Genomic DNA, 11,848 nt, shown 5'->3' on the forward strand with positions numbered 1-11,848 from the left:
CCGAACATGACCCGTCTTCCCACCGATGCCGCTCCGCTGGTCGAACTCAGCCGCGTGCGCAAGGCCTACGGTTCCCACGAGGTCCTGAAGGGCATCGACCTGACCGTCTATCCCGGGGAAGTGGTGGCGCTGCTCGGCTCGTCCGGCTCCGGAAAGACGACGCTCCTGCGCTGCGTGAACCTTCTGGAGCAGCCGACCTCCGGCCGGATCGTGATCGACGGCGCGCCGATCTTCGACCGGACGCCGGACGGACGCGACAATGCCCGCATCAGCGGCCGTGACGTCGCAGCCATGCGAAGCCGCGTCGGCATGGTGTTCCAGCAGTTCAATCTGTTTCCGCACATGAACGTGCTGGCCAACGTCATGGAAGGGCCGCGCACGGTTCTGCGGGAGAACGACGCGACGAACCGTGCCCGCGCGCTCGACCTGCTCGCCAAGGTCGGCATGGCGGACTTCGCCGATCGCATGCCGGGCCGCCTTTCGGGCGGGCAGAAGCAGCGCGTTTCCATCGCCCGCGCCCTCAACATGCGCCCCTCGCTGATGCTGTTCGACGAGCCGACCTCCGCGCTCGATCCGGAACTCGTCGGTGAGGTGCTCAACACCATGATCACGCTGGCGCGCGAGGGCATGACGATGCTGGTCGTCACCCACGAACTGGGCTTCGCCCTCGAGGTCGCGACCCGGGTGGTGTTTCTCGACCAGGGCGCCATCGCCGCGCAGGGCACCCCGCAGGAGGTGCTGCTGCACCCGACCAACGAGCGCGTGCGCGGCTTCGTCAACCGCTTCCATGCCACTGCCGAGCTGATGCGCCCGCTGCTTCAGACCTGACGCGCGCCCGGCGTTACCCGACCCCTTTTCCGTCTGCGTCGCATGCCTGCGGGGCGTGCCACGCCACCGCCTTGTCCCGAGACCCGTTCAGAAACCGAGACCGCACATGACCAAGACCAACTGGCAGGGCATCCACAGTGTCCTCGTCACGCCCTTCCTGCCCGAGGGGCCGATCGACTTCCCGCGCTTCGAGGCGCTCGCCGAGGCGAACATCGCAAACGGCGCCGACGGGCTGATCGTCTGCGGCTCGACGGGCGAGTTCTACGCCATGACGGTGGCCGAGCGGGTGAAGCTGTTCGAGGCGACGGTGAAGGTCGCCGCCGGCCGCGTGCCGGTGCTGGCGGGCGTTTCCGACCTGCACACCGACATCGTGCTGGAGCTGACCCGCGCGGCCGAGACCACCGGCTGCGACGGCATCCTCGCGCTGCCGCCGATCTACGCCAAGCCCGACCTGCGCGAGGCCGAGCACTTCTATCGCCGCATCTGCGCCGCCTCCGGCCTGCCGGTGATGCTCTACAACAGCCCGGTCCGCATCGGCGTCAACATCACGCCCGATCTGGTGGCGCGGCTGGCCGAGATCCCGAACGTCGTGGCGATCAAGGACTCCTCCGGCGACATCCAGCAGGTCGCCGAGCTTTGCCAGAAGGTGAAGGGCGAGCTCGCGGTGTTCGTCGGCTACGAGACCATGATCCGCTCGTCGCTTCCGCTCGGCGTCGTCGGCGTGGTCGCCATGGCGCACCAGCTCTCCGGACGCCTCGTGCGCCGCTATTTCGATGCGTGCGCGGCCGGTGACGCCGCCACCGCGGACCGGCTGGAGCCGGCCCTGTTCGCCATCTACCGCTGCTTCAAGAGCGGCAGCTTCTATGCCGGCATCAAGGCGGCGATGAACGCGCTCGGCCAGCCCGTCGGCATCCCCCGCGAGCCGCTGCTTCCCTTCACGGATGCGCAGCTTGCGAGCGTCGCGAAGATCCTCGCCGACGCCGACGTCGCCGCCACCATCAAGACGCTCGCCTGAACGGATACAGAGATCATGCGCTCGACCCGCATCATTCAGGGCATCGATTCCCACACGGCCGGCTGCCCGCTTCGCCTCATCACCTCCGGCTTCGGGCCGATCCGCGGCGCCACCATGGTGGAGAAGCGGGCCGACCTGATGAGCCGTGACTGGCTGCGCCAGCTCGTCCTGTTCGAGCCGCGCGGCTCGTTCAACATGCCGGCCGCCGTGCTCACAGAAGCCTGCTCGCCGGATGCCGACATCGGCATGCTCATCCTGGAGCCGGACACCTATCCGCCGATGTGCGGCCACTGCGCCATGGCGGTCGCGACCATCGCGGTCGAGGCCGGCTACATCACCGCGCAGGAAGGCGAGACGCTGGTGCGGCTCGACACACCGGCCGGCGTGGTGCCGGCGCGGGTGAAGGTGGAGAACGGCCGCGCCGTCTCCGTCACGCTCGAGATGCCGCTGAGCTTCCTCTACCGGCGCGACGTGATGGTGGCGACGAAGAGCTTCGGTTCCGTCCGGGCCGACATCGCCTTCGGCGGCGACTTCTACCTCATCGTCAAGGCGTCCGATCTCGGCCTCGAACTGACGACCGACAATGCCTGGGCGCTGGTGAGCGCGGCGGCCGAGCTCCGCGCCGGCCTGAAGGACATCCCCGTCCAGCACCCGACGCTCGCCCATGTGAACGAGATCTACCAGATCGAGATCGTGGGCGAGGGCGACGGCGTGCGCTTCGACGGCAAGAACGTGGTCGTCTGCCCGCCGACCGTGATCGACCGCTCGCCCTGCGGCACCGGCACCGCCTCGCGCATGGCGATGCTGCACGGCAAGGGCGAGCTGAAGGTGGGCGACAGCTTCCGCCACGCCGGCATTCTCGACACCGTCTTCACCGGCCAGATCCATGGCGAGGACACCGTGGGCGACCTGCCGGCGATCCGCTGCACCGTGACCGGCTCGGCCTATCTCACCGGCAGCTTCAACTTTTTCCTCGATCCCAACGACCCGTTCCAGCAGGGCTTCCGTCTCACGGGCGTCTGAGGCAGCGGGTTCAGGAGAGGCACATGTCCCACGATTTCGACCCGAATGACGTCGCCGCCATCACCGATCACCTGATCGGAGGGCGGCGCGTTGCCGGCGACGGCGCGGAAATCGCGCTGGTTCGTCCCTCGGATGGCGCCGCGATCGGCACCATCCGCGCGGCCGACGAGGCGCTGGTGGACGAGGCGATGCAGAACGCCGCCGAGGTGCGCGTCACCTCCGGCTGGGCCACCGCCACGCCGCTGGAGCGGGCGCGGGTTCTGAAGGCGTGGGCCGACCTGATCGACGCGCGGCGCACCGAACTCGGACGGCTCGAAGCGGCGACGACGACCCGGCCGGTGGCCGACGTCATCACCCGCGATCTCGTCCGGGCCGCGGGCGCCGTGCGCTATTTCGCCGAATGGGCCGACAAGGTCGAAGGCGCGCTGATCGCCGGGGCGAACAGCGGCACGACCCTGCTGAAGCCGGAGCCCTACGGCGTCATCGCCTCCATCGCGCCGTTCAACTTTCCGGCGATCAACGCGATCTGGAAGTCGGCGCCTGCGCTGGCGACCGGCAACGCGGTGGTGCTGAAACCGTCGGAACTGACCCCGTCCTCGGCCGTGATGATCGCCGAACTCGCGATCGAGGCGGGACTGCCGGCGGGCCTGTTCAATGTCGTCCAGGGCGCCGGCGCCACCGGTTCCGCGCTGGTGCGCCATCCCCTGACGGGCAAGATCACCTTCACCGGCTCGTCGGCGACCGGCGCGCGGGTGATGGCGGATGCGGCGATGACCGGAACCAAGCCGCTGACCCTGGAACTCGGCGGCAAAACCCCCCAGCTCGTCATGGACGACGCCCACGATCTGGAGGCGCTCGCCGCCACCATCGCCGGCGGCTTCCTCGCCAATGCCGGTCAGGTCTGCACCGCCGGCTCGCGGCTGATCGCGCCGCGCCGTCTTCTCGGCGAACTCACCGAGCGGATCGTGGCGCTCGCGGAGGCGCGCGTGGCCGGCCCGACATGGGACACCCGCGCGACCCTTCCGCCGATCATCAGCGAGAAGCAGGCGGCCCGCATCGACCGCATGATCGCCGAGACGGTGGCCGACGGCGCCACCGTCATCACCGGCGGCCGGCGCTGCAGCAACATGAATGCGGGCGCCTATGTCGAGCCGACGGTGCTCTCCGGCGTGCCCGACACGTCGGTCGGCTTCCGCGAGGAATTCTTCGGGCCCGTGCTGTCGGTCTACGGCTACGACGACGAGGACGAGGCGCTCGCGATGGCGAACCATCCGCGCTACGCGCTCGCCGCCAGCCTCTACACCACCAGCGCCGCCAAGGCGCTCGCGCTTCCCGCGCGCCTCAATGCCGGCACGGTGTGGGTCAACGGCCACGGCCGCCAGCCCGATTTCGCCACCCCGCAGGGCGGCTTCGCCGGCTCCGGCTTCGGCAAGGAGATGGGGCGTGCGGGGCTTGAGGGCTTCCTGCGCTTCAAAACCGTCTGGCTCAACCACGGCTGAGATCATGTCCGAACACGCGTATGACTATATCGTCGTCGGCGGCGGCGCGGCGGGCGCCGTGCTGGCGAGCCGGCTCTCGGAGATGTCGACCCTGAAGGTCGCGCTCGTCGAGGCCGGACGCGATACGCCGCCCGGCGCCGAGCCGGCCGACACGCTCGATGCCTATCCGATCGTCGCCTATTTCAACCGGCTCTATCACTGGCAGAACCTGACGGTTCACCTCACGGATCCGAAGCCCGGCGCGCCGGGACGGCGCTACGAGCAGGCGCGCGTCATGGGCGGGGGCACCTCGATCAACGGCCAGTTCGCCTTCCGCGGCGTGCCGTGGGACTACGATCACTGGCGCGAGGACGGCGCCGAGGGCTGGGGCTGGAACGACGTCCTGCCCTATTTCCGCAAGCTGGAAACGGACCTCGATTTCGGCGACAGCCAGCTCCACGGCAGTCATGGCCCGATGCCGCTGCGCCGCATCCCCGAAAAGGACTGGTCGCCGTTCGCGAAGACGGTCGCGCGGGTTCTCGACAAAAAGGGCGTCCGCAATATCGGCGATCACAACGGCGTCTTCGACGACGGCTATTTCCCGATGACCATCAACAATGTCGGCGGCGAGCGGGTCTCGACGGCGCGCGCCTATCTGACCCGCGAGGTCAGGGCGCGGCCCAATCTCACCATTCTCGCCGAGACCGAGCTGAAGGAACTCGTGTTCGAGGGCAGCCGCGTCACCGGCCTCAAGGCAGTCGGGCCACAGGGACCCGTCACACTGAAGGCGCGGGAGGTGATCCTCTCCACCGGCGCGCTGCAGACCCCGGCCCACCTGATGCGCGCTGGCATCGGCCCGGCGGCGCACCTGAAGACCCACGGTATCGCGGTGCGGGCGGACCGGCCCGGCGTCGGGCAGAACCTGCAGGACCACCCGATGGTGGCCTTCGCGGCCTATCTGCCGAAATCCGCCCGGCTGCCGTCGACCCAGCGCCGCCACATCCAGCTCGGTTACCGCTATTCCTCCGGCCTGCCGGACACGACGCCGGGCGACATGTTCGTGCTGCCGTCGAACCGCGCCGCCTGGCACCCGCTCGGCCGCCGTCTCGCCTCCATCCTCGTCTGCGTGAACCGGCCCTATTCCACCGGCGAGGTGCGCCTGCAGGGCCGCGACACCGACACCGCGCCCTTCATCAATTTCCGCCAGCTTTCCGACGAGCGCGACCTCAAGCGGCTGGAGGACGGGATGCACCGGCTGTGGGGCATCGTCAACGATCCGGCGATGAACGGGGTGATCGAGAGCATCTTCCCGGCGACGTTCTCCGAGCGCGTGCGCAAGCTCGGCGCGGTGAGCCGCACCAACTGGTTCATGACGCTTGTGGCCGCGGGAATCATGGGCACCGGTTCGCTCTCCCGGAAGCTGATGATTGAGAACGTCATCACGCCGGGCCTGAAGGCGCGGGACATGATGGGCTCGCCGCAGGCGCTGCGCGACTGGATTATGGAGAACGCCTGCGGCAGCTGGCACGCCTCCGGCACCTGCCGGATCGGCCGGCCCGACGATCCCCGCGCGGTCGTCGACAGCGAGGCCCGGGTGATCGGGGTCGAGGGGCTGCGCGTGGTCGACGCCTCGATCATGCCGGCGGTGATCAGCGCCAACACCATGCTGACGACCGTCATGGCGGGCGAGAAGATCGCCGACGCCATCAAGTCCGGCCGGTAGGAGAGACCACGCCATGGCGATCCGCCGCTGGATCTCGACCATCGACAGCCACACGGCGGGCCACCCGACGCGGGTGGTCACCGGGGGCGTGCCGCCGCTCCACGGCGACACGGTCGCCGACCGTTGCGACGATTTCCGCGCCCGCTTCGATGCCCTGCGCACGTTCCTGCTGCACGAGCCGCGCGGCCATGCGGCGATGGTGGGCGTGGTGATGACCGAAAGCCGGCGCGCCGATTTCGGCGCCTTCTTTCTCGGCAGCTACAAATATCTGGAGATGTGCGGGCACGCGACCATCGGGCTCGCCGTCACGCTCGACCACATGGGCCTGATCGGCCCCTCCGACGTGCCGGAGAGCGCGTTCACGCTGGAGGTTCCGGCCGGGATCATCACGGTGCACGTTCGCCGTGCCGGCGGTGCCGTGGCCGCCGTCACCTTCGAGAACGTGCCAGCCCATGTCGCCTCTAGCGGCGTAACCGTCGAGGCCGTCGGGGTGAGCGTTTCGGCCGACGTCGTCTGGGGTGGCAACTGGTACGGGCTCGTCGAAGCCCGATCGGCCGGGGTGGAGCTTACCCCCGCCGGCGTTTCTCACGCCATGGCCACGGGCTCCGCGCTCAAGGCCCGGCTCAACGCGATGATCGCCGCCGGCGAGGTGCCGGGCGTCGGCCGGCCGGTCGATTCCATCCTATTCTACGACAGACGGGCCGATGCCGGCGGCGTGATCAGCCGCCAGCTCGTGGTGCTGGAATCGAACAAGTTCGACCGCTCGCCCTGCGGCACCGGCTCTTCCGCGCGCCTCGCGCAGATGGTGGCGCGCGGCGAGATCGGCCTCGGCCAGCCGATCCGCACCCGCAACATCCTCGACGTCGATTTCACCGCCACGGCCAAGGCGATCGAGGGGCGCACCGACGCCATCGAGCCGCACATCGTCGGGCTTGCCCACATCACCGGCGAACACCGCTTCGTGCTTTCCGACGGCGATCCCCTGCCGGACGGCTTCCTCTGCCGCTGAGCCAACAGGCGATCCGCCTCATTCCCGGATCCTGGAGACGACCATGACCAACCTTCCCGACTATGATGAAACCATCGAGCTTCTGATCGACGGCACCTGGTGCCAGGGCTCCGACGGCAAGAGCGAGGTGCTTGAGAACCCGGCCACCGGCGCCGCGCTCGGCACCGTGCCTCATGCCTCCGACGCCGATCTCGCCCGCGCTCTCGATGCCGCGCAGCGCGGCTTCCGGGTCTGGAAGGCGATGACCGCGCAGGCGCGCTACACGCTGATGATGAAGGCCGCCGACCTCATCGAGGCGCGCAAGGAGCGGATCGGGCGTCTCCTGACCATGGAGAACGGCAAGCCGCTCGGCGAGGCCGTGCCCGAGGTGCAGTTCGCCGCCGACGCCACGCGCTGGTACGCCGAGGAAGGCAAACGCGCCTATGGCCGCATCGTGCCGGCCCGCGCCGCGAACGTGCGCCAGATGGTGCTGAAGGAGCCGGTCGGTCCGGTCGTCGCGTTCGCGGCGTGGAACTTCCCGTCCTCCAACGTCATCCGCAAGATCGCCGGCGCGCTCGGCGCCGGGTGCTCGATCATCATCAAGCCGGCGGAAGAGACGCCGGGCACGGCGGTCGCGATCGCGCGCTGCTTCCAGGAGGCCGGGCTGCCGGCGGGCGTGCTCAACGTCGTCTTCGGCGAGCCGTCGCATGTCAGCGAGGTGCTGCTGGCCTCGCCGATCCCGAAGGCGGTGACGCTGACCGGCTCGACCGCGGTCGGCAAGCAGCTCGCCCGCCTCTCCGCCGAGACGCTGAAGCGCTGCACCATGGAACTCGGCGGCCACGCGCCGGTGATCGTCCACGGCGACGCGGATCTCGACCTTGCCGCGCGCACGCTGGCCGCCTTCAAGTTCCGCAATGCCGGTCAGGTCTGCACCTCGCCGACGCGCTTCTTCATCCATGAATCGCTCTACGAGCCGTTCATCGAGCGTTTCGTCGGGCTCGCCTCCGCGCTGAAGGTCGGCAACGGCCTCGACGCCGACACCCAGATGGGGCCGATGATCGCCCGCCGCCGGCTCGCGGCGATGGAGGAACTGGTGAACGATGCCGTCGCCAAGGGTGCCAGCCTGAAGCTCGGCGGCCGCCGCATCGGCAACCAGGGCCACTTCTTTGCGCCGACCGTGCTCGCCGACGTCCCGGCGGATGCCGCGATCATGTCGCGCGAGCCGTTCGGTCCGATCGCGCCGATCACGTCCTTCTCCGGCTTCGATGAGGTGATCGAGCGGGCGAATGCGCTGCCCTACGGCCTCGCCTCCTTCGTCTTCACCCGCTCCGGGGGGTTGGCGGCCCGCACCGAGGAAGCGCTCGACGCCGGCCTCGTCGGCGTCAACCACATGGCGGTGTCGACGCCGGAAACGCCGTTCGGCGGCGTGAACGAATCCGGCTACGGCTCCGAAAGCGGCATCGAAGGGCTCGACGCCTTCCTGCGCACCAAGTTCGTCACCGAACTCGCCGCGCTCTGACGCTCTGACGCGGTCCCGGAGGCGCGCCCCCGTTCAGCGCCGGGGGCGCAGCCTTCGGGCGGCGGAGGCGATGTGGCGGGGCAGGCGGTCGAGGCCGGCGCGGGTGGCTGCCGCATGCCAGAGGGTGCGCGGCAGCACCGGGGCGGATTCCTCCGGCGGCAGGCGCAGGCCGGCGACCGCCACCTTTCCGTTCGTCACCTTGCGGGCGATCATGGTCGCCTCGCCGAACGAGATGGCGTCGTTCTCCTCCGGCTCGTCGTCGAACCGCGCGGCGAACAGTTCCGCAACCGTCATGTTCATCTGCTCGCCGGAGATCGGCAGCCCGTAGAGTTCCGCCAGCAGGCCGAGCACGGCAGTGCCGTTGAAGCGGAACTCGCCGACCGAGGCGGCCTCGCGGAACGAGGTCTCGCCGAACGGCCGGAACAGCCGGTCGAGTTCGGGCACGCGCTGGGTCGGCACCACGAGATAGGCGTAGTCGCCCGGCACCAGCCGCCCGGCGTCGAGCGGGTTCAGCACCTCGGCGCCGCGCACCACCAGCACCGGCACGGCCCAGCCGGGCAGCACCGTGTCGCCCGCGGCCGCCGGGCTGTCGGCCAGCAGCGGATAGCCCACCATTTCGCGCTCGATCTGGCCGGGAAGGTCGAGCTCGGTGCGCGTCACCGGGCGGACGGTGCGGGCAAGCGCGATGTCGAACCGGCGCGCGGCGGCGGTGATGGTCCAGCCCTGCACCAGCAGCGAGACGAGCACCACGAAGAACGCGATGTTGAAATAGATCTGGGCGTGGGGCGCGCCGACCAGCATGGGAATGGTGGCGAGGAAGATGCTGACCGCACCGCGCAGGCCCACCCACGAGATGAAGCCCTTCTCGCGCCGGGTGAAGCCGAACGGGGTCAGGCAGAGCCACACCGCCAGCGGCCGGCCGACGATGATGAGGAAGGCCGAGATCACGATGCCGGGGATGGCGACGTCGATCAGGGCCGACGGCGTGATCAGGAGGCCCAGCACCAGGAACATGCCGATCTGGCAGAGCCAGGTGGCGGCCGACAGAAAGCCCTGGGTGTTGGGCAGGCCGCGCACCGGCCGGTTGCCGGTGACGAGACCGGCGAGATAGACGGCCAGGAAGCCGCTGCCGTCGGCGGCCGCGGTCAGGGCATAGATCAGCACCGCCACCGTGGCCACGAACGGCCCGTTGAGACCCGCGGGCAGGCTGAGCCGGTTCAGGCACCAGACGATGCCGAACCCGCCGGCCACGCCGAGCCCGGCGCCCAGCACCAGCTGCCGGGCGAGGTTGGTCGCGATCACCCAGTCCCAGCCCTCGTGACGGGCCATTACCAGTTCGAGCAGCACCATGACGAGGAAGACGGCGACGGGGTCGTTGGTGCCCGATTCGATCTCGAGCGTCGCGCCGATCCGCCGGCGCAGTTGCAGCCCGCCGGCACGCAGCAGGAAGAACACCGCCGCTGCGTCCGTCGAGGCGACCGCGGCCCCGAGCAGGAACCCTTCCGTCCAGCTCAGCGGCAGCAGCAGATGGGCGACCGCGCCCGTCAGCCCGGTGGTGACGAGAACGCCGACGGTCGACAGCAGCAGGGCCGGCGAGAAGGCGCCGCGTGCCGCCCGCATCCTGGTCTGCAGCCCGCCGTCGAACAGGATCACGGCGAGCGCCGTGGAACCGATCAGGTAGGTCAGGCGATAGTCCGAGAAATGGATCCCGCCCGGCCCATCCTCGCCCACCAGCATTCCGATCGCCAGGAAGACGAGGATCAGGGGCGCGCCGAAGCGGGTCGCAATAAGGCTTGAGAGAATGCCGACCGCCACCACCAGCGCCGCAAGCATCAGGATGGTGTTGATGAAGCCGATGCTTGCCATGGATCCGTCTGTAACGATGCCGTGTCTGGAGATGCCGTCGCCGCGAGGATAGTCCGGTCGGATCGTCGCGAGCCGACCGGAAAGCACTCCGAAGACGGTGCCGACGATAACGGCCGATTCGCGCTCGCGAAACCGTTGCGAGGTCGCCGGAACGTTATGACCGGGGGTGTTGCCGAACGGCTGCGGCGTCCCCGCCCGGAGCAGGCCGGGACGGGAAGTTGCGTGAAGGGCTCGCGATATCGGCGGGCTGGCAGTACAACGTCGCGGCAGCGATGCGGCGACCAGACAGGAGCGAGGGCGGAATATGGTAGAGTGCCGGACGATGGCAGACGTTCGCCGGGAAATCGATCGTATCGACCGTGCGCTCGTCGATCTGATGGCCGAACGGCAGGGCTATATCGAGCAGGCCGCGCGTATCAAGGCCAATCGCGATGAAGTTCACGATGATGCCCGCATAGAGGATGTCGTTGCCAAGGTGCTGGCAACCGCCGCCGAGCGGGGCCTTTCCGCGGATATTGCCGAGCCGGTGTGGAGACTGTTGATCGCAAAGTCGATCGAGCACGAATTCAATGCCTTCGATCGCCGCAAGGACAGTTGAGGCTGGCGGTATGTCTGCGGTGTTGTTTTCGCTGCCGCACGTCTAGTGCGCCTCGATCTGGAATCGAGGGTGGCCTAAAAGGCTTGCAGTCAGCCTGAATTCAGAGCAGGGTGAAGCGCACGGAAATGTCGCTTCCCCGTTTCCATTGCTCCGGCGGTGTTCTGCACTTCGCGACGGGGTGATCAACTCCTGAAGAGACGCGAACTTAACGCGGCATAGCAATTTGAGGTGTGCATTTAGCTTCGAGAGATTTTTGGAAGACCGCCGGGTTTCCGGTTGAGCAGCTTCCGAAGAGCCGGTTTCGAAGACATGATGTTGCCCTCCCCCGCAAATCCAGAAATTCGACCTCAAGCCCCCGGTCTGAAGAAAACTCGATGAATAAAGAACTCGTTGAACTGTCCGCACGTTTGAAGGACGCTCAAAAGGAGCTGATCCTCTCGGCTGCACGGGCGAAGATGATGCCGTCGGACAGCGTGATCCGGAAGATCGCCGAACTCGAGCAGGCGATCGTCGCGACCGAAACCCTCATCGAGGAACAGGCCGGCCGCTGACGCGGCTTTGGCCATCGGATCGTTCGGCGGCGGATTGTCTCGCCTGAATGGCTGCCGGCGTCGGCCGGTTCCGTCCGGGCGTGTCGACGTCCGACCGGCCTGAGCGTCGGCGGGTGACGTCGGCCGCGCCGGTTCGGCGTCGGTCGTGTCCTGTCGTTTCGCGCACATTGTCGTTTCGCGCGTCTTGTCGTTTCGCGCGCCTTGCCGTCGTGCACCTTGCCGACGCGCGGCGCAGGGGCGGCTTTGGGGCTTGCCGTCG

Annotated in this window: 10 protein-coding genes; 9 read left to right on the forward strand and 1 reads right to left on the reverse strand. The window is 68.6% G+C overall.

The features are described 5' to 3' along the window. The first annotated feature begins 6 nt into the window (after nucleotides 1-6). The 7 genes from BUF17_RS13735 (at nucleotide 7) to BUF17_RS13765 (ending at nucleotide 8,574) form a co-directional block, all read left to right on the forward strand. Nucleotides 7-828 (forward strand): amino acid ABC transporter ATP-binding protein, encoded by an 822-nt coding sequence (locus BUF17_RS13735; RefSeq protein WP_073629607.1) that lies wholly within the window; start codon nucleotides 7-9, stop codon nucleotides 826-828. 106 nt (nucleotides 829-934) lie between these two features. Next, complete coding sequence (gene dapA, locus BUF17_RS13740) at nucleotides 935-1,843, forward strand: 4-hydroxy-tetrahydrodipicolinate synthase (RefSeq protein ID WP_073629609.1); 909 nt, start codon at nucleotides 935-937, stop codon at nucleotides 1,841-1,843. A gap of 15 nt (nucleotides 1,844-1,858) precedes the next feature. Beyond that, nucleotides 1,859-2,866 (forward strand): proline racemase family protein, encoded by a 1,008-nt coding sequence (locus tag BUF17_RS13745; RefSeq protein WP_073629611.1) that lies wholly within the window; start codon nucleotides 1,859-1,861, stop codon nucleotides 2,864-2,866. A 23-nt stretch (nucleotides 2,867-2,889) separates the two neighbouring features. Further along, the gene (locus tag BUF17_RS13750; protein WP_073629613.1) at nucleotides 2,890-4,365 is read left to right on the forward strand and encodes an aldehyde dehydrogenase family protein; all 1,476 of its coding nucleotides are present in this window, start codon (nucleotides 2,890-2,892) and stop codon (nucleotides 4,363-4,365) included. 4 nt (nucleotides 4,366-4,369) lie between these two features. After that, nucleotides 4,370-6,067, forward strand: coding sequence for a GMC family oxidoreductase (locus BUF17_RS13755; protein WP_073629615.1), 1,698 nt, complete (start codon nucleotides 4,370-4,372; stop codon nucleotides 6,065-6,067). 13 nt (nucleotides 6,068-6,080) lie between these two features. Then, nucleotides 6,081-7,076 (forward strand): proline racemase family protein, encoded by a 996-nt coding sequence (locus tag BUF17_RS13760; protein WP_073629617.1) that lies wholly within the window; start codon nucleotides 6,081-6,083, stop codon nucleotides 7,074-7,076. A gap of 43 nt (nucleotides 7,077-7,119) precedes the next feature. After that, nucleotides 7,120-8,574, forward strand: coding sequence for an NAD-dependent succinate-semialdehyde dehydrogenase (locus BUF17_RS13765; RefSeq protein ID WP_073629619.1), 1,455 nt, complete (start codon nucleotides 7,120-7,122; stop codon nucleotides 8,572-8,574). 33 nt (nucleotides 8,575-8,607) lie between these two features. Here the strand turns inward: BUF17_RS13765 and BUF17_RS13770 are convergent, their stop codons facing one another. After that, nucleotides 8,608-10,440 carry a potassium/proton antiporter gene (locus BUF17_RS13770; protein ID WP_073629621.1) on the reverse strand — a complete coding sequence of 611 codons (1,833 nt, stop codon included), beginning with the start codon at nucleotides 10,438-10,440 and terminating at the stop codon, nucleotides 8,608-8,610. A gap of 322 nt (nucleotides 10,441-10,762) precedes the next feature. Between BUF17_RS13770 and BUF17_RS13775 the strand changes: the two genes are divergently transcribed. Both BUF17_RS13775 and BUF17_RS22955 read left to right on the forward strand, forming a co-directional pair. Beyond that, the gene (locus tag BUF17_RS13775; RefSeq protein ID WP_244530884.1) at nucleotides 10,763-11,038 is read left to right on the forward strand and encodes a chorismate mutase; all 276 of its coding nucleotides are present in this window, start codon (nucleotides 10,763-10,765) and stop codon (nucleotides 11,036-11,038) included. A 374-nt stretch (nucleotides 11,039-11,412) separates the two neighbouring features. Continuing rightward, the gene (locus tag BUF17_RS22955) at nucleotides 11,413-11,589 is read left to right on the forward strand and encodes a hypothetical protein (RefSeq protein WP_175563702.1); all 177 of its coding nucleotides are present in this window, start codon (nucleotides 11,413-11,415) and stop codon (nucleotides 11,587-11,589) included. Nucleotides 11,590-11,848 lie beyond the last annotated feature (259 nt).

Origin of the sequence: Pseudoxanthobacter soli DSM 19599, assembly GCF_900148505.1 — a bacterium.
GTDB lineage: Bacteria > Pseudomonadota > Alphaproteobacteria > Rhizobiales > Segnochrobactraceae > Pseudoxanthobacter > Pseudoxanthobacter soli.

What these genes read in the sequence shown, in the direction of transcription:
- BUF17_RS13735 (WP_073629607.1), top strand. Translation starts at nt 7, where the DNA reads ATGACCCGTCTTCCCACCGATGCCGCTCCGCTGGTCGAACTCAGCCGC.
- dapA (WP_073629609.1), top strand. Translation starts at nt 935, where the DNA reads ATGACCAAGACCAACTGGCAGGGCATCCACAGTGTCCTCGTCACGCCC.
- BUF17_RS13745 (WP_073629611.1), top strand. Translation starts at nt 1,859, where the DNA reads ATGCGCTCGACCCGCATCATTCAGGGCATCGATTCCCACACGGCCGGC.
- BUF17_RS13750 (WP_073629613.1), top strand. Translation starts at nt 2,890, where the DNA reads ATGTCCCACGATTTCGACCCGAATGACGTCGCCGCCATCACCGATCAC.
- BUF17_RS13755 (WP_073629615.1), top strand. Translation starts at nt 4,370, where the DNA reads ATGTCCGAACACGCGTATGACTATATCGTCGTCGGCGGCGGCGCGGCG.
- BUF17_RS13760 (WP_073629617.1), top strand. Translation starts at nt 6,081, where the DNA reads ATGGCGATCCGCCGCTGGATCTCGACCATCGACAGCCACACGGCGGGC.
- BUF17_RS13765 (WP_073629619.1), top strand. Translation starts at nt 7,120, where the DNA reads ATGACCAACCTTCCCGACTATGATGAAACCATCGAGCTTCTGATCGAC.
- BUF17_RS13770 (WP_073629621.1), bottom strand. Translation starts at nt 10,440, where the DNA reads ATGGCAAGCATCGGCTTCATCAACACCATCCTGATGCTTGCGGCGCTG.
- BUF17_RS13775 (WP_244530884.1), top strand. Translation starts at nt 10,763, where the DNA reads ATGGCAGACGTTCGCCGGGAAATCGATCGTATCGACCGTGCGCTCGTC.
- BUF17_RS22955 (WP_175563702.1), top strand. Translation starts at nt 11,413, where the DNA reads ATGAATAAAGAACTCGTTGAACTGTCCGCACGTTTGAAGGACGCTCAA.